Source organism: Dyella sp. 2RAB6 (assembly GCF_052115385.1).
In the GTDB taxonomy this organism is placed as follows: Bacteria; Pseudomonadota; Gammaproteobacteria; order Xanthomonadales; family Rhodanobacteraceae; genus Dyella_D.
Genome location: NZ_JBFRGP010000001.1, coordinates 309,143 through 331,442 on the forward strand (window position 1 = coordinate 309,143; position 22,300 = coordinate 331,442).

A 22,300-nucleotide genomic window follows, 5' to 3' on the forward strand; every position below is an offset into this window, starting at 1 on the left:
CGCGTATTGTTTTGCCTTCAACCCCGGCTAGATTTCCGCTGATGCGGATATCGGCCCCGTTCGGACGGATCTCCGAGTCCCTCTACTGAATCCTGGAACATGAGCAAGAAGAGCAGCTACAAGGTGGCGATGGTCGGCGCGACGGGCGCCGTGGGCGAAACCCTGCTGTCGATCCTGGCAGAGCGCAACTTCCCGGTCAGCGAGCTGGTGCCGCTGGCCAGCGAGCGTTCGGCGGGCGGCCAGGTGGACTTCGCCGGCAAATCGATCACCGTGCGCAATCTTGCCGACTACGACTTCGCCGGGGTGGACATCGCCTTCTTCTCTGCCGGCGGCTCGGTCAGCCGCGAGCACGCGCCGCGTGCCGCCGCGGCCGGCGCGGTGGTGATCGACAACACCTCCGAGTTCCGCTACCAGGACGACATCCCGCTGGTGGTCAGCGAGGTCAATCCGCACGCGATCGCGCAATACACCACGCGCGGCATCATCGCCAATCCGAACTGCTCGACCATGGGCATGCTGGTGGCGCTGGCGCCGATCCACCGCCAGGCGGGGATCACGCGCATCAACGTGGCCACCTACCAGTCGGTCTCCGGCGCGGGCCGCTCGGGCATGGAGGAACTGGGCAAGCAGACCGCCGCGATGCTCAATTTCCAGGACGTGGAAACGTCGAAGTTCCCCAAGCAGATCGCCTTCAACGTGATCCCGCACATCGACGAGTTCCAGGCCAACGGCTACACCAAGGAAGAAATGAAGATGGTCTGGGAGACCCGCAAGATCCTGGAGGACGAGACCATCCAGGTGAATCCCACCGCGGTGCGCGTGCCGGTGTTCTACGGGCATTCCGAGGCGGTGCACATCGAGACCCGCGACAAGATCACCGCCGGACAGGCCCGCGCGCTGCTGGAACAGGCCGAGGGCGTAGTGGTTCAGGACGAGCGCAAGGCCGGCGGCTATCCGACCCCGGTGGGCGACGTGGCGGGCAAGGATCCGGTGTTCGTCGGCCGCATCCGCGAGGACATCTCGCACGAGCGCGGCCTGGACCTGTGGATCGTCTCGGACAACATCCGCAAGGGCGCGGCGCTCAATGCGGTGCAGATCGCCGAGCTGCTGATCGAGGACTACCTCTGATGAGTTTCCGTCTGACCAGCCTGGCGCTGTGCATCGCGACCGTGGCGATGCCGGCCTGGGCCGGTCAGCAGCTGGGGGCCGCGGCGCCGGCTGCGGCACCGAAAGCCGACGCCGAACACCGCGTTGCCAGCAAGAGCGCCGAGGTCCAGCGCCTGCAGCACGACGTGGCTTCGCAGGAGGCCCAAAGCGAGCAGGCCGACCGCAAGATGGAGCAGCAGGACCGCGCCATCGCGGACCTGCAGCACCAGCTCGAAGCATTGAAAACTGCCAAGGCCGTGCCCGGCCAAGGCCATTGAGCAAGACCCAATAAGCGGGGCTGCTGCGAGAACCTTTCGCAGCAATGCGTTGTAAATATCGGCCGCAACTATTGTTTGTGGGCCTTTTTCTAACTTAAAGTGTCGTCTTGTCGACGGAATCGCCGCCCCAGTGCGGCGATCCTTATATAAGAAATGTCACGGGGCAGTTCGGGGGAACACGCGATGAATCGTTCGTTGAGACTGTCGGTGCTGCTGGCGCTGGCCTTAGGCAGCACCCAGGCCGCCGCGCTCGAGCTGGGCCAGATCCAGGTCAAGTCGGCACTGGGCCAGCCCTTGCTGGCCGAGATTCCGCTGAACCCGGAACATCCTTCCGAGCTGCAGAACCTGTCCGCGCGGCTCGCCTCGGGCGAGGACTTCGCCAAGGCCGGCATCAGCGGCGCGCCGAACATCCCGCTGCAGTTCGCGGTGATCGACGGCGGCAACGGCCGCAAGGTGATCCGCATCACCAGCGCCGCGCCGGTGAACGACCCCTACCTGGACCTGCTGGTCGAAGTGAGCAACGCCACCGGCAAGAGCGTGCGCGAGTTCGCCATCCTGCTCGATCCGCCCAGCAGCCCCGGTGCCGCGCCCGCCACCCGCGCACCGGCCGTGGCGTCCTCCGCCAAGCCCGCGCGGCATGCCGCGCCCGCGCCAGCCGCCGACGAGCAGCAGGCTGCCGCCAAGCCTGCGGCCAAGCCCGCCAAGCCGGCTCCCGCCGCACCCGCCGCGAAGAACGGCGAGTACGGCCCGGTCGAGCGTGGCCAGACGCTGTCCTCGATCGCCAAGGAAACCGCGCCGCAGGGCGTGGACATCAACCAGATGCTGGTGGCCCTGAAGCAGGCCAACCCGGATGCTTTCTACCGCGACAACATCAATGCGCTGAAGACCGGCGCCGTGCTGCGCGTGCCTTCGTCGCAGGACGCGCAGGCCCTGGCGGTCGCCGCGGCCGCCGCCGAAGTGCGCCGCCAGAACGGCGACTGGAGCTCGGGCGCCGCGCGCACCGCCACCAGCGTGGCCGATGCCGGCACGCGTCCGGCCGCTTCCACCGCGCCGACGACCGGCAAGGGCGCACCGTCCGACCGTCTGTCCCTGGTGCCGGCGAAGGACGGCGCGCAGGGCGCCGCCGGCGGCAACGCCAAGGGCGACAGCAAGGACGCCAAGGCGGCAGCCGGCCTGCGCGAGGACCTCCTGCGCAGCAAGGAGGCGCTGGCCACCCTGGATCAGCAGGGCAACGAGCTGAAGTCGCGCCTGAAAGACCTGGAAGACATCAACCAGAAGAACGGCAAGCTGCTGGCGCTGAAAGACAACGAGATCGCCGACCTGCAGCGCAAGCTGGCCGAGGCCCGCAAGGGCGCCGGCACGCCGCCCGCCGCGGCGGCTGTCGAGACCAAGCCGGCGGCTGATGAAGCCAAGCCGGTCGTGGCCGAGGCGCCGAAGTCCGCACCCGCCGCCAGCACCGCCAAGCCCGCCGCCGACACGCTCGCCGTGACCCCGGCCGGCGCCAGCCCCGCACCGGCCGCCACCGGCAGCGCCGCCGCCACCGCGCCGGTGGCCAGCACGCCGGCCAAGCCCGAGAACAAGCCGGCGGCACCGAAGCCCGCCCCGGTGGCGCCGCCCGCGCCGGTCGAAGAACAACCCTGGTACATGCAGACCTGGGCGCTCGCCGCCGGCGCCGGCGCCGTGGTGCTGCTGCTCCTGGGCGCGCTGCTGGGCCGTCGCAAGAAGTCCTCCGACGCACCCGCGCCGCGCTCCGCCTCGTCGCTGGCCGACCGCTTCGGCGCCGATCCCGCGATCGGCGGCTCCGACCCGGACCAGGACGAGTTGCTCGACCAGCTCGCCGAGCATCCGGACGACGTCGGCCTGCACCTGGAACTGGTCAGCCTGTACTACAGCCGCCGCGACGTGGACCATTTCGAAGCCGCCGCGGAAGCCATGCACGCGCACATCTCCAGCACCGACCAGCCGGAATGGCTGGACGTGGTGTCGATGGGCGAGGACCTGGTGCCCGGCCACCCGCTGTTCACCCCGGGCGGCGCGCCGCCGCTGCCGCCGCAGAATGAGGACGAGCACGAGGCGCTGCACCAGTTCGACCTGGATCGCTATGCCGCGCCGTCGCATGACGACGACAACGACATCCCTCCGATCCCGGCCGCGCCGCTGCCGCCGAAGAACCCGAAGGTCAGCGAGTACCACTTCGATTTCGACCTGACCCCGCGCCCGCTGGCCAATGCCGCACCGGCCGCCGAGCCGGAGCCGCCCACCGCGGCGGAGCGCGAGGCGGTATCCACCTGGCAGTTCGCCGACCTGGAAGACGACATTCCGGCAGCCCCTGCGCACGCTCCGCTCGAGGACGATTTCGTCCACCCCGGCGACGCGCACGGTGGCGGCTTCAACGACGATCCGGTCGACACCAAGCTGGACCTGGCCCGCGCCTATCTCGACATGGGCGACCCGGACGGCGCGCGCGCGATGCTGGAAGAGGTGCTGCACGAAGGCACCCAGATGCAGAAGGACGTGGCGCAGAAGCTGCTCGACGGCATCCGCTGATCCATCGCTGCATGGTTTCTCCATCGGGCCGGCGTATGCCGGCCCGATGCGTTTCAGGCTTGCCGCCGGCCCGGGATGCTAACCTCGTCGGCCTTGCAGCTTCGCTTTACTCCACATGCGCATCGCCCTGGGCATCGAATACGACGGCACCGACTTCCTCGGCTGGCAGCGCCTGACCCATGGGGCCACCGTGCAGGGCGCGCTGGAAAAAGCCTTGTCGTTCGTGGCCGCGCATCCGGTCGAAGTGACCTGCGCCGGCCGCACCGACGCCGGCGTGCACGGGCGCTGCCAGGTGGTGCATTTCGATACCGACGTGCAGCGCGATCCACGCGGCTGGGTGCTGGGCGCCTGCGCCAACCTGCCGCGCAGCGTGGCCGTGCTGTGGGCGCAGACGGTGCCCGAGGATTTCCACGCGCGCTTCTCTGCACGCAGCCGCCGCTACCGCTACCGCATCCTCAACCGCCCCGTGCGCGCCGCGCTGGACGGGCGCTACGTGACCTGGGAGCGCCAGCCGCTCGATGCCGCACGCATGCACGAGGCGGCGCAGGTGCTGATCGGCGAACACGATTTCACCGCCTTCCGCGCGGTGTCCTGCCAGGCCGCGCATGCGCGGCGCGAAGTGCTGGCGGTGAGCGTGCGGCGCGAGGACCAGCAGGTGCTGGTCGAGATCGAGGCGAACGCGTTCCTGCATCACATGGTGCGCAACATCGTCGGCTCGCTGCTGCCGGTGGGGCGCGGCGAACAACCCGCGGCCTGGGTCGGCGAACTGCTGGCCGGACGCAATCGCGAAGTGGCCGGTCCGACTGCGCCGTCGTCCGGCCTGAGCTTCCTCGGTCCGCGCTACGAAGCGCACTGGGGCCTGCCGGCGGAGGTGAGCCAATGACCCGCATCAAGTGCTGCGGCATGACGCGCGTGGAAGATGCGCGGCTGGCCGCACAGTACGGCGCCGATGCGATCGGCGTGATCTTCACCGCGCGCAGCAAGCGCCGGGTGGATGTCGCGCGCGCCAGGGAGATCTTTGCCGCGCTGCCGCCGTTCGTCAGCACGGTGGCATTGTTCATGGACGACGAGGCCGCCTATGTGCGCGAGGTGTTGCGCGAGGTGCAGCCCGATCTGCTGCAGTTCCATGGCGAGGAAAGCGATCCGTGGTGCGCGCAGTTCGGGCATCGCTATCTGAAGGCGATCGCGATGGGCGAGGGCGCGGCCGCCCTGCCGCGTTTGCGCGAGTACCCCGGGGCTGCGGGCCTGCTGCTCGACGGGCATGGCCTGGGCGAGGCCGGCGGCAGCGGCAAGGCGTTCGACTGGTCGCTGATGCCGGCGGATGTCGGGCAGCCGTTGATACTTGCCGGCGGGCTGACGGCGGAGAACGTCGCGCACGCCATTCGCGTGGCGCAGCCGTGGGCGGTCGACGTGTCCAGCGGCATCGAATCCGCGCCGGGGATCAAGGACGCGGCGAAGATGTACGCCTTCATCGAGGCGGTGCGCCAGGCCGGCTGACCTCAAGGCGACTGGCGTAGGTTGGGGTGAGCCGCAGGCGAACCCCAACGGGCGCGTGGTGATCGCGATGCCTTGTTGGGGTTCGCCTGCGGCTCACCCCAACCTACGCCAGTGCGAGGCGCAGCCAGTCGCGCAGAGCTTCCGCCTGCACCCCCGGCGCGCGCCGCGGCACGGCGAGAATCCAATGCGCCGGCGTCGCACGAAAACCCCATGGCGCCAGCAGCCTGCCACTCGCCAGGTCGTCGGCCACCAGTTGCTCCGGCGCAATCGCTACGCCCAAGCCGGCGACCGCCGCTTCCAGCAAGTAATACAGATGATCGAAGCCCTGGCCGTAGTGCAGCCGCGCGGGCGCAAGACCGGCCAGCGCCGCCCATTGCGGCCACGCCTGCGGACGCGAGGTCGTATGCAGCAAGGCTTCGCCCAGCAGTTGTTCGGGCGTCTGCAACTGCGCCGCACCGGGATAGCGCGGACTCAGCACCGGCCCGATCCGCTCCGGCGCCAGTTCGTGCACACGCCAGTCGGCCGGCCACGGCGGCTCCGCCAGCAACAGGGCAGCATCGACGCCCGCCAGCGCGGGATCGAACGCGGTCTCCTGCGCCGACAAATGCAACTTCAAGCCGGGCAAGTCCTGCTGCAGCCGCTCCAGCCGCGGAATCATCCAGCGCGCCAGCAGGCTGCCGGGGCAGCCCAGCACGAACGGTGCATCCGCCTGGCCGCGCGCCACCCGCGCCCAGGTTCCGCGCAGCTGCTCGAAGGCATCGCGCGCACCGTCGCGCAATTGCTCGCCGGCCGCGGTAAGCGCCAGGCCGCGGCCGTGGCGGGCGAACAGCGGCTGGCCCAGTGCTTCTTCCAACGCGCGCAGATGGCGGCTGATCGCGCCGTGGGTGACATGCAGTTCCTCCGCGGCGCGGCTGGCGCTGCCCAGGCGGGCAGTCGCTTCGAAGGCGCGCAGGGCATTCAGCGGTGGCAGTTCGCGGGGTGTGGACATGTGAGTTTTACTGACAGGTGGCGGCGATCTTATCGCTTTTCGCAGGACCGGTCCGTGCGTTAATTTATCGGTCTGGTGCCTGGCCGGGATAGTCACGGCGGCGCCCTTGCCGCTAGAGGAAACCGCACATGTCCCAGGACTTCCACCGCTGGCCCGACGAGCACGGCCGCTTCGGCGCCTACGGCGGCCAGTACGTCGCCGAGACCTTGATGGCGCCGATCGCCGAGCTGACCGAGGCCTACCTGCGCCTGCGCGAGGATCCCGAATTCCTCGCCGAGCTCGATCGCGACCTGAAGTACTACGTCGGCCGCCCCAGCCCGATCTATCACGCCGAAAACCTGTCCCGGCATGTCGGCGGCGCGCAGATCCTGCTCAAGCGCGAAGACCTCAACCACACCGGCGCGCACAAGATCAACAACACCATCGGCCAGGCCCTGGTCGCCAGGCGCATGGGCAAGCCGCGCGTGATCGCCGAGACCGGTGCCGGCCAGCACGGCGTGGCCAGCGCTACGGTAGCCGCGCGCTTCGGCCTGAAGTGCGTGGTGTACATGGGCGCGGTGGATATCGAGCGGCAGAAGATCAACGTCTATCGCATGAAGCTGCTCGGCGCCGAGGTGGTGCCGGTGACCTCAGGCTCGAAGACGCTCAAGGACGCGCTCAACGAAGCGATGCGCGACTGGGTCACCAACGTGGCCGACACCTTCTACATCATCGGCACCGTGGCCGGCCCGCATCCGTATCCGATGATGGTGCGCGACTTCAACGCCATCGTCGGGCGCGAAGCGCGCGAGCAGATGCTGACGCAGTACGGCCGCCTGCCGGATGTGATCACCGCCTGCGTCGGCGGCGGCTCCAACGCGATCGGCCTGTTCCACGCCTTCCTCAACGACGCCGACGTGCGCATCGTCGGCGCCGAGGCGGCGGGCGAGGGGATCGCGACGGGACATCACGCCGCCTCGCTCGCGGCTGGGCGCCCCGGCGTGCTGCACGGCAACCGCACCTATGTGCTGTGCGACGACAACGGCCAGATCACCGAGACGCACTCGGTCTCCGCCGGCCTCGACTATCCGGGCGTCGGCCCCGAGCACGCCTTCCTCAAGGATGCCGGCCGCGCCGAATACGTCGGCGTCACCGACGACGAAGCGCTCGAAGCCTTCCATCTCCTGGCGCGCACCGAAGGCATCCTCGCCGCGCTGGAATCCAGCCATGCGGTGGCGCAGGCGATCAAGCTCGCCCGCGGCATGCCCAAGGACCAACTGGTGCTGTGCAACCTGTCCGGCCGCGGCGACAAGGACGTGCACACCATCGCCGCCCGCGAAGGAGTGCAGGTATGAACCGCATCGACCGCCGCTTCGACACGCTCAAGGCCGCCGGCCGCACCGGCCTGATTCCCTTCGTCACCGCCGGCGATCCCGCGCCGGAACACACGGTGGCGCTGATGCACGCCCTGGTTGACGCCGGCGCCGACGTGATCGAGCTCGGCGTGCCGTTTTCCGACCCGATGGCCGACGGGCCGGTGATCCAGCACGCCAGCGAGCGCGCCATCGCCAAGGGCGTGGGCCTGGCCGACGTGCTGGGCTGGGTCAGCGCGTTCCGCCAGCGCGATGCCGACACGCCGGTGGTGCTGATGGGTTATCTGAACCCGCTGGAGATCCACGGCTACGCGCGCTTTGCCCGCGAAGCCGTCGAAGCTGGCGTGGACGGCGTGCTGCTGGTCGATTGCCCGCTGGAGGAGTCGGCCGTGCTGGCGCCGCTGAAGGCCGCCGGCCTGCGCCAGATCCTGCTGGCGGCGCCGACCACCGCACCCGCGCGTATGGCGCAGTTGTGCGGGTCGGCGGAGGGTTTCCTGTATTATGTCTCGTTTGCCGGCATCACCGGCGCGGGGCGCTTGAGCACCTCGGATATCGCGGCCCGCGTGGCCGACATCCGATCCCGCGCCAAGGCGCCGGTGGCAGTGGGCTTCGGCGTGCGCGATGCGAGCAGCGCCAAGGCCATCGCCGGATTCGCCGATGCCGTAGTCATCGGCAGCGCGCTGGTCGAACGGCTGGCAGGGGCCGAGCGGGCGGACGAGATCGCCGACCGCGCCAAGGCTTTCCTGCAACCGATCCGCACGGCGCTGGACGCACACTGAAGCGGTTCCTGACCCGCTTCCGTAAGGAATGCTCCGGTCAGGAACGTTTGAGGTGTAGCGATGAACTGGCTGCAGAAAATCATGACCCCGCGTGCGCGCACGCAGAGCTCCAACGGCGGCAAGGGCAAGGTGCCCGAGGGCGTGTGGGAGAAATGCGGCGGCTGCGGCACCGTGCTGTACCGGCCGGAGCTGGAGCGCAACCTGATGGTCTGCCCCAAGTGCGGCCATCACCACGCGATCGATGCGCGCGCGCGCCTGCAGGCGTTCCTGGACGAAGGCTCCACGCAGGAGCTGTGGGCAAATCTTGAGCCCACCGATCCGCTGAAATTCCGCGACTCCAAGAAGTACCGCGACCGCATCGTGGCCGCGCAGAAGTCCACCGGCGAGAAAGACGCGCTGCTGGCCATGAGCGGTGCGCTCAAGGGCCGCCCGCTGATGGCGGTGGCGTTCGAGTTCAGCTACATGGGCGGCTCGATGGGCTCGGTGGTCGGCGAGAAATTCGCCCGCGCCGCCGAGCGCGCGCTGGCCGAGCGCAGTGGCCTGGTGTGCTTCGCCGCCACCGGCGGCGCGCGCATGCAGGAGTCGCTGTTCTCGCTGATGCAGATGGCCAAGACCTCGGCCGCGCTGGCACGCCTGCGCGACGCCGGCGTGCCCTACATCAGCGTGCTCACCCATCCGACCACCGGCGGCGTATCCGCCAGCTTAGGCATGCTCGGCGACGTCAACGTGGCCGAGCCGAAGGCGCTGATCGGCTTCGCCGGCCCGCGCGTGATCGAGCAGACCGTGCGCGAGACGCTGCCGGAAGGCTTCCAGCGCTCGGAGTTCCTGCTGGAGCACGGCGCCATCGACATGATCGTCGACCGCCGCGAGATGCGCGACAAGCTGGCCGACGTGCTGGGTATCCTGTCGCGGGCACCGCGCGCAGCGTGATCGTCGCTGCCGCGATTTGAAGATGCCGCCGCGAGGCGGCATTTTTTTTCGCGCCATCGCCCGATGTTTTCCACAGCCGGTGTGGATGGCTTGCGGGTAAGCCTGTGGACAAGCATCGCAAGTGACTGACAGCGTTGCGTTGCGCACGCGTTGCGAAAGTTTTGGTCACGGCACTGCAACGTCGCGCGTGCGCTATTGACATCACGGCGCAGCTCGGAGTGGGTGCAGCGAACTGCAACATCGATGTGGATGCGCACGCCGCAACGCCAGGTTGTCCACAGCAGCTGTGGATGCACTGCGGGTGAGCCTGTGGAAAACACCTTCAAGTGCTTGATGACGCAGGAGCGCGCACGCGCTGCGAAAGTTTTGGTCACGCCATCGTCATGTGACGAAATGTTTTCCACAGCAGTTGTGGATGCCAACTGCACAAGTCTGTGGACAAATCCGTTTGCGCCGTTGGCGGACAAGCACTTGGCACGTGCTGATGGTTTTTTCGGCAACGGCGCCAGCGTGCCCGCGCCACGCGTTTGTCCACAGCTGCTGTGGACGCGCACTGGGTAAGCTTGTGGATAAGCGCGATCGACACCTTTGCCAACAGTGACTTGTCACGCTTTGCCGAAGTTCTGCTCAACGAATGACGTGCAAACCGATGTTCACTCGACGCATGGATGCCCTTTCCCCTCCAGGGAGAGGGCCGAGGTGGGGGCGCGCAGTGACGAGCCGAGTGTCGCGACAGGCGTGCCGATGCCACGGCAGCAGATGCAACCCGCGTAGGTTGGGGTGAGCCAACGGCGAACCCCAACGATGCGATGCGCCTCGACCTAGCCATGTTGGGCTTCGTCTGCAGTCCACCCCAACCTGCGCCTCCACCCGTCATTCCGGCGCAGGCCGGAATCCAGTGGCGAAAGCGCACGACGATCGCGCCATCGCACATAGCTCCCGCCTTCGCCGCTGCAATTCAAGAAGCAAGTGGTCGACGCGATACGGCGCAACCGAATCGCCTCTCTATTGGATTCCGGCCTGCGCCGGAATGACCAGTGGAGCCGGTGAACCAGGCCGATGAGCTGGCTCGATGTGTTGTTGCCGACCACCATTCCCTCAATGCACACCGCATTCGACTCCGTGATAACCACGTGAAAATCTTTTCTACCCGGATCAGCTAATTCAATTAACCGAGAGTTTTAATCGGATCACCAATTGCTGCGACGCAGAAAATACCCTTCGCCGACGTTTGCAGGCCTTCACCAGGCTGACGCCGTAGGAAACGATTCAAGCGCTGATTTACAGGGGTTTTTCAAACGCGCATCCGCCTTTCAAAAAGCGCCATGGCAGAGCCTTGCGTTGCAACTTGCTTTTGAATCGACGCAAGTCAATCTTGCGAACGCTCGTATGAAACCAAGCGTTCAAATGGAGACTTGAATCTGACGTTCCACTTGCCGGAGGGGCAGGCCGGGGGCGGCCAGAGGATCAGCGGGGACCGGCAACCGATGTTGAATCAGCTCAACGATGAGCAAGGCGCCAGATTTCGCCTGTTGCGTGCGGCCGAAGCGCTGTACGTCGAGCACGGCTATGAGGCGATGTCGCTACGCATGATTGCCGGACTCGCGCAGGCGAATCCGGCCCTGGTCAGCTACTACTTCGGCAGCAAGGAAGCCTTGATGCGTGAGTTGATGACCTCGTGTCTGAATCGCCTAAATCAGGAGCGTCTGCATTTGCTGGCAGCTTGCGAACAACACGGTGGCAGAAGCGCGATCACCGCACCGGCTGTGCTTGGTGCATTGATTATCCCGGTCTTGCGCATGCGTCGGGACAGCATCGAGGAACGCACGCGGATACAACTGCTGTTGCGCGCTTACGGCGATTCCTCGCCGGTTATCCGCAGCTATCTGAAAGACAGTCACCAATCGATTTCAGCGCGTTTTTTCAAGGCTTTCACGCGCGCCTTGCCGGACCTGCCGCGGCGCGAATTGAGCACGCGGCTGCGGCTTGGCCTGAAGGCGCTGGCCTGTGTGATGGCTGGCGCGAACCTGGGCGAGCTGGCCTGCGCGATCTGCATGGGCGAGCCGGTCAGCGACTCGCTGGTGATGACGCGCTTGCTGGTGTTCGTGACGCCGATCCTGACCACTCCGTTTCGCGATGCGCAGCGCGATCGCCAGGTCGAGCAGGTGGTGGATCAAGTGGTCGCCGCGGCGGAAGTGGTCGAGCCGGAAGTGCAGGCAGGCCTGCACAAGGGGGCGCGGCCTGGTGATCGCGGGCTGTTTCGTGCGGTCGCCGAAGTGACGGCGCCAGCGCTGTCCGGCGAGCTTGAAGCGATGGCGGCTGCCGCCTTCGACGAAGCCACCGAGGCGGACTATCCGCCGGCGCGCCGTGTCGAGTGGTTTGCCTAGCGGTGCAGTGTTTCCAGGGGGAAGGCTTTTGAGCCTGGGTATCGAGGCGGTACGGGTGTCGCGCCACGCGACTCTTCAATGGGAGGGGAGTAATGCAACATAAGCAATATCGGCCGCATACGTCGGTCAAGCCATGCGCACTCATGCTGGCGATTCTGTCTTGCCTCGCCATCCAGGCGCGCGCGCATGCTGCCGAACGCGGCCGCGACGCGGCGGTGTCCAACGACACGCCCGCGGTGCCCGCATCGAACAACACCCCCGTTGCTGCCGCGCCCGCCGATGCGGCTGCGGCAGATCCCCAGGCCCAGGCTGCTGCCCAGAAAAAATCCAAGACCAAGCCCGGCAGCAAGGCCGACGCCGATAAGGTCGTCCAGCTCGGCGCGGTGACGGTGACCGCGCAGAAGCGCGAGGAGCGTCCGATCGACGTGCCGATCGCGCTGTCCGTATTCGATGCGCAATCGCTGGACGATCACAAGATCGAAGGCGGCGCCGAACTGCTGCGCGCCACGCCTAACGTGACGTTCTCCAAGTCCAACTTCGCCAGCTACAACTTCTCCATCCGCGGCGTCGGCACCAAGGCGCTGTCGGTCACCACCGATCCCGGCGTGGCGGTCAGCTTCAACAGCACACCGCTGATCCGCAACCGGCTGTTCGAGCAGGAATACTTCGACGTCAACCGGATCGAGGTGCTGCGCGGGCCGCAGGGCACCCTGTATGGCCGCAACGCTACCGGCGGCGTGGTCAACATGATTCCGAACCTGCCGTCGCTGGATGGCTTCGATTCCTGGTTCAAGGCCGAAACCGGCAACTTCGAAAGCCGGCGCTTCAGCGGCATGGTGAACGTGCCGATCAGCGACACCCTGGCTTATCGCCTGGCGGGCGCCTGGACCAAGCGCAGCGGCTACGACAACAACACCGTGACCAACAAGGACGTCAATGGCCGCGACCTCTGGAGCGGCCGCATGGGCCTGCTGTGGAAGCCCAGCGACAAGTTCAGCGCGAGCATGGTGTGGGAGCATTTCAACGAGAACGACGACCGCTCGCGCACCGGCAAGCAGCTTTGCCACAACGATCCGGGTCCGACCCAGATCGGCGATACGGCGGTGCCCGAGTTCAACCAGCCGCAATTCAGCCAGGGCTGCCAGCCCGGTTCGCTGTATGGCAAGGGCGCTTTCGGCGTGCCGAACGGCGCGAGCCTCTCGCAGCTGCTGTTCGCGCGCACCAGCCTGCCGCTGGGCATCACCCCGGATTTCCTGAATACCCCGTCGCTGGTCAAGTCCGGCGATCCGTTTGCCGGCGTGCAGCAGTCGACCAACCTGCGCACCATCGCGACCAGCTACGACCCGCGTTTCAAGGCCAAGAACGACGTGGTCCAGATCAACCTGGAGTTCAAGCCCAGCGAGGATCTGAAGCTGATTTCGCAGACTGCTTATTCGCGCGATTTCTATTATTCGACGCAGGATTACGGGCGCTTCCAGTCCAACCCGATCTTCAACGACTCCAATGGGTTGCTGAATCCCTTCCCTGATCCGGTAACGGGCAACTTCGGCGGCCCCGCCAATCCGATCACGCCAGGCGGCGTCTATACCGATCCGCAGCTCGGGCCGTCCAAGGGTTATCTGGCGGTCGACCTGGTGCGCTCGCACAGCAAGCAGTGGTCGCAGGAACTGCGCCTGCAGTCGTCCTTCGACGGGCGCTTCAATTTCAGCGTCGGCGCCAACTATCTCGACTACAAGATCGACGAAGACTATTTCGTCTTCAACAACATCTTTACCGCGACCGCGCAGGAGTTCTTCAACCAGGGCTACTTCGGCCGGACGCCGATCAATTGCACGCCCAATTATCTCGACCAGTACAACAATTCCTGCGTGTATATCGACCCGAATCCGATCGGCAGCATCAACGGCCAGGGCCACAACTATTTCCGCAGCCAGAATATCGCCGAGACCAAGTCCAAGGCGCTGTTCGGCGAACTGTATTACCAGCTGTCGGATACGGTGAAGCTGACCGCCGGCCTGCGCTACACCGACGACCAGAAGACCAGCACCCCGGTGCCCAGCCAATTGCTGCTGATGCCTGGTTTCGCCGGCGGCGGCTACGTCAATTACGGCTATCCGCATCAGCCGGATATCAAGCAGAGCTGGCGCAAGCCGACCGGGCGGCTGGTGCTGGACTGGAAGCCGAAGCTGTCCTTCACCGACGAAACCCTGATGTACGCCTCGCTCTCGCGCGGCTACAAGGCGGGCGGCACCAACTCGCCGGGCATCGGCGCCGATCCGCAGAACCTGTTCTTCAACGCGCCGCCGTCGACGTTCAAGCCCGAATACGTCAATGCCTTCGAGATCGGCACCAAGAACCTGATGAACGACGGCAAGCTGATGCTCAATGCAGACGCTTTCTACTACGACTACAAGGATTATCAGGTCTCGCAGATCGTCGACCGCGCCACCTTGAATGAGAACTTCGATGCCAAGATCTTCGGCTTCGAACTGGAAGCCGCGTGGCAGGCCACGCGCGCACTGCGCTTCGACGGCAATCTCGGTTATCTGCATACCCGCCTGGCCAATGGTTCGAAGTCGATCGACGTGCTGAACCGCACCCAGGGCAACCAGGACTACGTGGTGATCAAGCCCTGGCTGCAGCAGGCGTCCAACTGCGTGGCGCCGAAGGCGGACGTGGAAAAGCTGCTGCAGTGGGCGCAGACCAGCGGCTATATCCTGGCCTTCAACGACCTGGCTTCGTTCTGCGGCGGTCCGTTCCCGACCAGCAACTTCGTCGCGCCGGATGGTTCGATCCAGTTGGCGAGCGGGGATTTCTACAATCCGAGGACGCAGGCGCCGAATGGCGGCAAGGGCTTCTATGCCGATCTGGGCGGCAAGCAGCTGCCGAACTCGCCGCATTGGACCGGCAATGCCGGTGCGCAGTACACCTTCTTCACTTCGAGCGGCGACTTCACCCTGCGCGGCGATTACTACCGCCAGAGTTCCAGCTATGCGCGCATCTACAACACGGTGTCGGACAAGCTGCGCGGCTGGGGCAACGCCAACCTGTCGTTGACTTACCAGGCGTCGAAAACCGATCTCACCGTGCAGCTCTACGTAAAGAACCTCTTCAACAAAACGCCGATTACCGACGCTTTCGTCAACAGCGACGACAGCGGCCTCACCACGAACGTCTTCACTCTCGATCCCAGGATCTACGGGATCTCCGTTCGCATGGGCTTCAACTGAGAAGCTTGACCGCTCTTATGCAGGGATAGCGCAGGCGCGTCTGCGATGTCCCTGCATCCACGCTGGCTTCGCTGCGTGCGTTGCCGGCGAATGTCTCTGCGGCCCGCCTTGTGGCCGCGGTGCAGCCTGGTGCTTATCGCACCTCCCAACCTTGAAAGGAGTCATCGCATGACCTTCGTCAAATCCATCGCTGCAAGTGGTGTGCTGGCCGTTGGCATGTTGGCCGCCGCGCCGAGTTTCGCTTCGCATTTCACGCCGGACGGTACGTTTACGGCTGCGGGTTCCACCAGTCTTTCGGCTCTCGGCGGCGCGATCAGGATTCCGTGCCATTCCGTCTTCACCATCCAGGTGACCGGTGGCGTAGGCGTCGTCACCAGTGCCGTGTTCAGCCCGGATCCGGCCAACGGCAACAATGCGAACTGCAACAACCTGCAGGCGACCAACTACAACTGGGCGCTGAACATCACCAGCGCTACCGCTGGCATCGCCCAGGGCGTCAAGGTGGTGGGCATCAACGGCAATCCGGTGACCTGCGGTGCTGGCCCGGTGCCGCTCACGCTGAACAACGGCGTCGCTACCTTCAATGGCCAGCTCAACCCGGGCGCCTGCGCGGTGGCCAGCGGCGCTCTGCCGGTCACCAACAACGGTGGTGGCGCCACCCTGAGCATCGTCTATCCGTAACAGGGAAGTCGTGTAGCGTCCCGGCCGGCAGGAAGCCTGGCCGGGACGAGCCAGGGATGGTGTAGCCGGGATGTTTGATCTGTCGTATCGCTGCGCAAGAGAGCGATCTCTTGCGCAGCCTCCGACGGCAGATAAACAAGGGACGCCAAGGTTTGTCTGGATTGGCCTGGTATTGAGTTTCTATTGGCGCCGAACCGCTGCAAGGCAGCGTCGCCAATGCCATGCCCGGTTAATTTGGAGTGTGCGCAATATCGCCGGACTTATTGGATTTGTGCCGATATTGAGTGTTATGCCGTAACTGATTTTTCTAGTGAGAAGCCGCTTGCAGGGCCGTCATGGCGCACCGGCGAGTTGCCGCATGGCACTCGCGGGCTCGTTGCGGCTGTGCCGGAGTTAATGGTTTGCCGTCCACGGCCGGATATCCGCTTCCGCAAACTTTTACTCGATACACCGGAGATCACCATGTCAAAAACATTGAAGTTCCTCGGTATCGCTATGGTCGGCGCGCTGGGTATTTCCGCGCAGACGGCGAGTGCCGGCACACCTTCGGGTGACTACGCGGTTTTCCAGCATTGTCCGTATCAAAGCAACGACCAGGTCACCGCCTGCGTCGTCGCCACCATCACCTCGGGCTCGTTCAAGATCGGCAAGGCGACGGTGCCGATCAACAAGCCGATCGTGCTGCAGGGCGGCGTCAACAATATCGCCGGCCTTGGCAATCTCTACGTCCCCGTTGACGGCGCGCCGGCGATGTCGCCGACGGCGCTGGACGTGCCGGGCGGCCTGCTTGGCCTGATGGAGCCCGATTCCACCTGGCCCGGTCCGCTGGTGCAGCTGTTCTGGCATATCGTCAACACGGTCAATGACGTCACCGCCACCGCGGAGCCGGTGGGTCCGGCGCAGGCCAACCTGATCAATGCTTCGTTCCCGCCGCCGCCGCCGGAAGATCCCACCGTCATCAAGTTGCAGATCCGCATCCATCTGCAGAATCCCTTCCTCGGCAATACCTGCTATATCGGCTCGGCCAGCCACCCGATCGTCTTGAACCTGGTTGCCAATACCACCAGTCCGCCACCGCCGAATTCACCGATCAGCGGCGTGCCGGCAGTGCTGTCGTTCGTCAACACGACGAATCCGGACGGGCAGATCCTGATGGCCGAGAATGGCACCCTGGTCGACAACTCCTTTGCCGTGCCCAAGGCCGAGGGCTGCGGCAATACCTTGCTGCCGATACCGATCATTACGCCGATTTTGCAGGGCATCATCACGGCCGCGGTCAACCTCAAGGAAGGATTACCCGCCGCGGCAGGAAAGAACACGGCGATCATGATCGGGGACACCGCGATCGGGCCGACGATCTACGTGCAGGCGAGCGAGCAGTAGAGCGGGATCGCGATTATCTTTGAAGCCGCATCGGATCGCGCGAAATAAACCCCTCTCCTTCGCCTGTATGGCAGGAGAGGGGTATTGCACCCGGTTGCCTATTCAATCCTGGATATTTAACGCATTTCTATACCGGCTATGGTCCGTTCTTGCTGGTAGGATCAGGCAGCAGAGGCGAATGTGAGAAAATACGCGTGAATAGCCAAGTAACTGCATCGGGAAATACCCGAATCCGCCTGTTACAGGCAGCCGAGGCGCTGTTTATCGAGCGCGGCTTCGAATCCATGTCGCTGCGGCAGATCACTCAGTTGGCCGACGCCAATCTGGCTGCCGTGAATTACCACTTCGGCAGCAAGGAACTGCTGGTGCAGGAGCTGCTGTCCAAGCGGCTCGACCGGCTCAATCAGGAACGCCTGCAATTGCTGGCTGCCTGCGAGCAACAGGCAAACGGCAGTGCGCTGGATGCGTCGGCGGTACTGAGCGTGCTGTTCGTGCCGGCCTTGCGGCTAAGCCGCGATCCTGCCGGCGGACCGGCGTTCATGCGCCTGCTGGGCCGCGTGTACAGCGATCCTTCGCCGTTCATCCGCAACCATCTGCAGGATCACTACCGTCCGATCTTCGGGCGCTTTTTCGAGGCGTTCTCGCGCGCACTGCCCGAGCTGCCGCGCAACGAACTGGGCATGCGCCTGCACTTCAGCCTCAAGAGCCTCTCCGGCCTACTCGCAGGCGAAGACATGGACGATCTGATCGCCTCGTTGAGCATGGGCGAGACGATCAGCGATGCGGTGGTGCTGGCGCGCCTGATCTCGCTGGTCTCGCCGATGCTGACCAGTCCGTTCGGCAGTCCGGAACAGATCCAGATCATCGAACAGGTCATGGGTCATGCGGATGCCGCGGCGCGGGCCACCGATGCCGAGCAGGCAGCCAACGATCAAGCGGCCAGTCACAAGCCCTTCGGCGTGCTGACGATGTTGAACGAATCGAACGAAGGCGCCTGAGCGCGCACGGCGATTGCATACGCTGGCGGTGACGCCAGCTTCGCCTGTTCACCAAAGAACAGGCTGCGTACCCATGCCCTGACGCCCCGCGCATCGCATGCGAACCGATGGCTGAGGCCAGGCACGACGCCGTCGAATCGGCAAAAACGCCAACTGCACACGGCAACGCAAAAACTTGCGGCTTGCAAAGCCGTGCGCATTGTTTGAAGAATCTAAGAGGGGAGGGTCAAGCATGCAGCTCATCGCGCCGGCGGGTGCGAGTGCCTGCCCCCGCTCCGTTGGCATCAGCATCGTTTTCCATGGATCTGAAACGCCGTGTGCGCGGTTGCGCCAGGGCGTCCCTCGTTAGGAGTACGCATGTCCACCGGTTCGCGCGCGTCGGAAACACTTTACGAAGTTGTGGTCAATCAGGACGGCCAGTATTCGACCTGGCCCGTGTTCAAAGCGCTGCCGCAAGGGTGGGCGAAGGCGGGGAAGCAGGGGCCGAAGGCGGCCTGTCTCGAATTCATCGGCGTGACGTGGACTGACATGCGTCCGACATCGCTGGACGCTAGCGTGCGCCGTTAGCGCCGCCGCGCGTTTCGCTTTGCGTTCCGGATGACCCGCGCGGGTCGTCCAGGTACCCCTCGGGGGGAGGGGAGTTGGCTGCACGGTCAGCCATGGATTCCGCGTTTGCCCGGTCGTCGCCACGACCGGTAAGCGGAGCCATGAGCCAGTATGGATGCGTCGCTCGTGAAAACCGTATTGTCGTTCGTGGGGCAGGGTTCCCATCACGTCGGGATGGGGCGTGAATTGTTCGAAGGCGATGCCTGCTTCCGCGCGAGCATGCAGCACGCCGATCGTGTCGTGCGCGAACGTTGTGGCGAATCCGTGCTGGCCTTGCTGTATCCGGCAGGTGGCAGCAACGAGCCGCTGACGCGCCTGCTGCATAGCCACGCGGCTATCTTCATGGTCGAGCATGCGCTGGCCCGTTCGCTGCTCGAACGCGGGCTGCGATTCGATCTCGCGCTCGGTTCCAGCCTGGGCACGTTCGCCGCGGCTGCAGCAGCCGGCTGGATCGATGCGGACGACGCGCTGCTCGCCGTGATCGAGCAGGCGCTCGCCGTCGAAGCGCATGCCGAGCCCGGGCGCATGATTACGGTGCTCGGCGAACCGGAGCGTTATCTCGACACGGCGCTGCTCGCGCTGTGCGAAGTCGCTGCGCGCAACTTCGCCACGCATACCGTGCTCTCGCTGCCGGAAGGCAACGGCGCCGCCGTGGAATATCTGCTGCGCCAGCGCGGTATGACCTTTCACCGGCTTCCCGTCGCGTTTCCATTCCATTCGCGCTGGGTCGACGCGGCGCAGGCGGCGTACGAAGCGTTTCTGCGCACGCTCTCGCCGCAGGCCGGCCGCATGCCCGTGGCCTGCTGCACGGCGGGCAAGCTGCTGCACGAGATCAGGCCAGGCGATTTCTGGTCCGTCGTGCGCGATCCGATCCGCCTGCCGGAAACGCTGGCGGCGATCGGCACACCGGAAAGCTATCGCTACGTCGACGCCAGCCCCGCCGGGACGATGGCGACGCTGTTGAAACACGCGCTGCCGGCGGGCGGCGCAGTGGAGATCCGCTCGATCCTGTCGCCTTCCGGCGGCGATCTCGCGCGGCTCGATGCCCTGGCGCCGCGCCCGGCGCGGACGCAGCGCAGCAGCAATGGACAGGTAAGTAACGGACCACTACCGGAGTCACGCCCCATGAAGGCAGTCATCTTTCCCGGCCAGGGATCGCAGTTCAAAGGCATGGGCAAGGAGCTGTTCCCGCTCTTTCCCGAGCAGGTGCGCAAGGCCTCGGAGATCCTCGGCTATTCGCTGGAGGATCTTTGCCTCCACGACTGTGAAGGGCTGCTCGCCAAAACCCAGTACACGCAGCCCGCGCTGTACGTGGTCAACGCGCTGCACTACTACCACGCGCAGGCCGACGCTGCGGCCGACGCTCCGATCATCTTCGCCGGCCATAGCCTCGGCGAATACAACGCCTTGCATGCGGCCGGCGTGTTCTCCTTCGAGACCGGCCTGCGCCTGGTGAAGAAGCGCGGCGAGCTGATGGGGCGCGCGAGCGGCGGCGGCATGGCCGCGGTGATGGGGCCGACGGCGCAGGACCTGCGCGGCATGCTCGAGGAGCATCGCCTGCACGGCATCGACATCGCCAACCTCAATACGCCCACGCAGACCATCATCGCCGGCGACCACGAGGCGCTCGCCGCGGCGGCGCAATTGTTCGAGAAGATGAATCTGCGCTATGTGCCGTTGAACGTGAGCGCGCCGTTCCATTCGCGCCACATGCAGCCGGTACAGGCGGAATTCGCCGAATTCCTGCGCGGTTTCAGCTTCGAGGCGCCGAAGGCCACGGTGATCGCCAACGCCACCGCGCGGCCCTACGAGGGCAGCCGCATCGCCGACACCCTGGCCAGGCAGATCGCCACCCCTGTGCATTGGGTGGATTCGATCCGCTACGTGATGGGCAGGGGCGAGGTGGAGTTCCAGGAACTGGGCGCCACGATCCTGTCCAAGATGGTGACCGAGATCCGCCGTACGCAGACGCCAATCTTCGACGATGCGGAATTCGACGATGTGGAATTCGACGATGAGGGCGGCGAAGCGGCGCCCGCCGTCACCTCCCTTGCCGATGGCGCGGGCACGCATGCGCAGCCCATCGCCGCCGTGCACGGCGAACCCGGTGCGATCGAAGCAGCCTCGCTCGGCAGCGCCGTATTCCGCCGCCGCTACGGCCTGCGCTATGCCTATATGAGCGGCGCGATGTACCGCGGCGTCGCTTCGGCCGAACTCGTCGTACGCATGGGCCAGGCCGGCCTGCTCGGCTTCTTCGGCGCCGGCGGCTTGTCGCCGGCAAAGATCGAGCAGGCGCTGCTGCGCATCAAGGCGGAGCTGGACGCAGGCCAGCCCTATGGCATGAACCTGCTGGCGAACTACGAATATCCGGCGCAGGAAGAGGCGGTGGTCGAGCTCTATCTGCGCCATGGCGTGCGCCACGTGGAAGCCGCCGCCTTCATGCAGATGACACCGGCGCTGGTGCGCTTCCGCTTGAACGGATTGCGGCGCAACGCGGCGGGCGAGCTGGTCTGCACGCATCGCGTCATCGCCAAGGTGTCGCGCCCGGAAGTGGCGCGCGCCTTCATGAGCCCACCGCCGCCGGCGATCGTCGAGCGCCTGCTCGAACGCGGCCTGGTGACCGCGGAGCAGGCTGCCTGGGCGCCGTCGGTGCCGATGAGCCATGACGTCTGCGTCGAAGCCGATTCCGGTGGCCATACCGACGGCGGCATCGTGGCGGTGATGCTGCCGCCGCTGATGCGGCTGCGCGACGAACTGCAGGCCGCGCACGGCTATGCCGAACCGATCTGCATGGGCCTGGCCGGCGGTATCGGCGGTCCGGAGGCGGCGGCCGCGGCCTTCCTGCTCGGCGCCGACTTCATCGCGACCGGCTCGATCAACCAGTGCACGGTGGAGTCGGGCATGAGCGCCGACGGCAAGGCGCTGCTGCAGGCGATGGATATCCAGGACACCGAGTACGCGCCGGCCGGCGACATGTTCGAGATCGGCGCGCAGGTACAGGTGCTGAAGAAGTCGGTGTTCTTCCCGGCGCGCGCCAACAAGCTGCTGTCGCTGTATCGCCATCACGAAAGCCTGGACGACATCCCCGAGCGCACCCGCAAACAGCTGGAGACGACGTTCTTCCACAAGAGCTTCGGCGAGATCTGGGAAGAAACCCGCGCGTATTTCCGCGCGGTGGGCCTGGAACACGAGATCGCCAAGGCCGAGGCCAATGCCAAGCACAAGATGGCCCTGGTGTTCCGCTGGTACTTCGCCTACTGCACGCGCATCGCCATGGAAGGCAAGGGCGAGGACCGCGTGAACTACCAGATCCAGACGGGCCCCGCGCTGGGCTCGTTCAACCAGTGGGTGAAAGGCACCGCGCTGGAGCCGTGGACCGCGCGCCACGTGGACGACATCGCCGTCCGCGTGATGGAAGGCGCGGCCGCGCACCTCAACCGTTCCTTCGCGCGGCTGCGCCGCGGCTGACAACGAATCGAAGCACAGGAAGGCACGAGC

The 22,300-nt window shown here is 65.7% G+C and carries 16 protein-coding genes; 15 read left to right on the plus strand and 1 reads right to left on the minus strand.

The window, feature by feature from the left end; all coding sequences use genetic code 11:
- Positions 1 to 99 precede the first annotated feature (99 nt).
- The 5 genes from AB4083_RS01535 (at position 100) to AB4083_RS01555 (ending at position 5,468) form a co-directional block, all read left to right on the plus strand.
- Positions 100 to 1,128, plus strand: coding sequence for an aspartate-semialdehyde dehydrogenase (locus AB4083_RS01535; protein WP_441605991.1), 1,029 nt, complete (start codon positions 100 to 102; stop codon positions 1,126 to 1,128).
- Positions 1,128 to 1,424: a hypothetical protein gene (locus tag AB4083_RS01540; protein WP_441605992.1), complete on the plus strand. Its 297-nt coding sequence runs from the start codon at positions 1,128 to 1,130 to the stop codon at positions 1,422 to 1,424. The genes AB4083_RS01535 and AB4083_RS01540 overlap by 1 nt, the downstream gene beginning before the upstream one ends.
- A 183-nt stretch (positions 1,425 to 1,607) precedes the next feature.
- Complete coding sequence (locus tag AB4083_RS01545) at positions 1,608 to 3,971, plus strand: FimV/HubP family polar landmark protein (RefSeq protein ID WP_441605993.1); 2,364 nt, start codon at positions 1,608 to 1,610, stop codon at positions 3,969 to 3,971.
- Between the two features lie 115 nt (positions 3,972 to 4,086).
- Positions 4,087 to 4,854, plus strand: coding sequence for a tRNA pseudouridine(38-40) synthase TruA (truA, locus tag AB4083_RS01550; protein WP_441605994.1), 768 nt, complete (start codon positions 4,087 to 4,089; stop codon positions 4,852 to 4,854).
- Entirely contained in the window at positions 4,851 to 5,468 is a 618-nt protein-coding gene (locus AB4083_RS01555; RefSeq protein WP_441605995.1) for a phosphoribosylanthranilate isomerase, read from the plus strand. Before truA ends, AB4083_RS01555 begins: the two co-directional genes overlap by 4 nt.
- A gap of 103 nt (positions 5,469 to 5,571) precedes the next feature.
- Here AB4083_RS01555 and AB4083_RS01560 read toward each other — a convergent pair whose 3' ends face one another.
- A complete protein-coding gene (locus AB4083_RS01560; protein WP_441605996.1) occupies positions 5,572 to 6,456 on the minus strand; it encodes a LysR family transcriptional regulator in 885 nt (294 codons plus the stop codon).
- A 128-nt stretch (positions 6,457 to 6,584) separates the two neighbouring features.
- Here AB4083_RS01560 and trpB point away from each other — a divergent pair, with 128 nt between their 5' ends.
- From trpB to fabD, 10 genes are all read left to right on the plus strand, one after another.
- The gene (trpB, locus tag AB4083_RS01565; RefSeq protein WP_441605997.1) at positions 6,585 to 7,790 is read left to right on the plus strand and encodes a tryptophan synthase subunit beta; all 1,206 of its coding nucleotides are present in this window, start codon (positions 6,585 to 6,587) and stop codon (positions 7,788 to 7,790) included.
- Positions 7,787 to 8,587: a tryptophan synthase subunit alpha gene (trpA, locus tag AB4083_RS01570; protein WP_441605998.1), complete on the plus strand. Its 801-nt coding sequence runs from the start codon at positions 7,787 to 7,789 to the stop codon at positions 8,585 to 8,587. Before trpB ends, trpA begins: the two co-directional genes overlap by 4 nt.
- A 60-nt stretch (positions 8,588 to 8,647) precedes the next feature.
- A complete protein-coding gene (accD, locus tag AB4083_RS01575) occupies positions 8,648 to 9,517 on the plus strand; it encodes an acetyl-CoA carboxylase, carboxyltransferase subunit beta (protein ID WP_441605999.1) in 870 nt (289 codons plus the stop codon).
- A 1,415-nt stretch (positions 9,518 to 10,932) separates the two neighbouring features.
- Positions 10,933 to 11,904 (plus strand): TetR/AcrR family transcriptional regulator, encoded by a 972-nt coding sequence (locus tag AB4083_RS01580; protein ID WP_441606000.1) that lies wholly within the window; start codon positions 10,933 to 10,935, stop codon positions 11,902 to 11,904.
- A 92-nt stretch (positions 11,905 to 11,996) separates the two neighbouring features.
- Positions 11,997 to 15,134: a TonB-dependent receptor gene (locus tag AB4083_RS01585; RefSeq protein ID WP_441606001.1), complete on the plus strand. Its 3,138-nt coding sequence runs from the start codon at positions 11,997 to 11,999 to the stop codon at positions 15,132 to 15,134.
- Positions 15,135 to 15,302: 168 nt separating this feature from the next.
- A complete protein-coding gene (locus tag AB4083_RS01590) occupies positions 15,303 to 15,815 on the plus strand; it encodes a hypothetical protein (protein ID WP_441606002.1) in 513 nt (170 codons plus the stop codon).
- A 462-nt stretch (positions 15,816 to 16,277) separates the two neighbouring features.
- Complete coding sequence (locus AB4083_RS01595) at positions 16,278 to 17,198, plus strand: hypothetical protein (RefSeq protein WP_441606003.1); 921 nt, start codon at positions 16,278 to 16,280, stop codon at positions 17,196 to 17,198.
- Positions 17,199 to 17,392: 194 nt separating this feature from the next.
- On the plus strand, positions 17,393 to 18,196 hold the full coding sequence (locus AB4083_RS01600; protein ID WP_441606004.1) for a TetR/AcrR family transcriptional regulator: 804 nt from the start codon (positions 17,393 to 17,395) through the stop codon (positions 18,194 to 18,196).
- 357 nt (positions 18,197 to 18,553) lie between these two features.
- The gene (locus AB4083_RS01605; protein WP_441606005.1) at positions 18,554 to 18,763 is read left to right on the plus strand and encodes an MbtH family protein; all 210 of its coding nucleotides are present in this window, start codon (positions 18,554 to 18,556) and stop codon (positions 18,761 to 18,763) included.
- 165 nt (positions 18,764 to 18,928) lie between these two features.
- On the plus strand, positions 18,929 to 22,270 hold the full coding sequence (fabD, locus tag AB4083_RS01610; RefSeq protein ID WP_441606006.1) for an ACP S-malonyltransferase: 3,342 nt from the start codon (positions 18,929 to 18,931) through the stop codon (positions 22,268 to 22,270).
- Positions 22,271 to 22,300: the final 30 nt, after the last annotated feature.

Bases quoted from the DNA above. Each gene is read 5' to 3' on its own strand.
- AB4083_RS01535 (WP_441605991.1), top strand. From the start codon at position 100: ATGAGCAAGAAGAGCAGCTACAAGGTGGCGATGGTCGGCGCGACGGGC.
- AB4083_RS01540 (WP_441605992.1), top strand. From the start codon at position 1,128: ATGAGTTTCCGTCTGACCAGCCTGGCGCTGTGCATCGCGACCGTGGCG.
- AB4083_RS01545 (WP_441605993.1), top strand. From the start codon at position 1,608: ATGAATCGTTCGTTGAGACTGTCGGTGCTGCTGGCGCTGGCCTTAGGC.
- truA (WP_441605994.1), top strand. From the start codon at position 4,087: ATGCGCATCGCCCTGGGCATCGAATACGACGGCACCGACTTCCTCGGC.
- AB4083_RS01555 (WP_441605995.1), top strand. From the start codon at position 4,851: ATGACCCGCATCAAGTGCTGCGGCATGACGCGCGTGGAAGATGCGCGG.
- AB4083_RS01560 (WP_441605996.1), bottom strand. From the start codon at position 6,456: ATGTCCACACCCCGCGAACTGCCACCGCTGAATGCCCTGCGCGCCTTC.
- trpB (WP_441605997.1), top strand. From the start codon at position 6,585: ATGTCCCAGGACTTCCACCGCTGGCCCGACGAGCACGGCCGCTTCGGC.
- trpA (WP_441605998.1), top strand. From the start codon at position 7,787: ATGAACCGCATCGACCGCCGCTTCGACACGCTCAAGGCCGCCGGCCGC.
- accD (WP_441605999.1), top strand. From the start codon at position 8,648: ATGAACTGGCTGCAGAAAATCATGACCCCGCGTGCGCGCACGCAGAGC.
- AB4083_RS01585 (WP_441606001.1), top strand. From the start codon at position 11,997: ATGCAACATAAGCAATATCGGCCGCATACGTCGGTCAAGCCATGCGCA.
- AB4083_RS01590 (WP_441606002.1), top strand. From the start codon at position 15,303: ATGACCTTCGTCAAATCCATCGCTGCAAGTGGTGTGCTGGCCGTTGGC.
- AB4083_RS01595 (WP_441606003.1), top strand. From the start codon at position 16,278: ATGTCAAAAACATTGAAGTTCCTCGGTATCGCTATGGTCGGCGCGCTG.
- AB4083_RS01605 (WP_441606005.1), top strand. From the start codon at position 18,554: ATGTCCACCGGTTCGCGCGCGTCGGAAACACTTTACGAAGTTGTGGTC.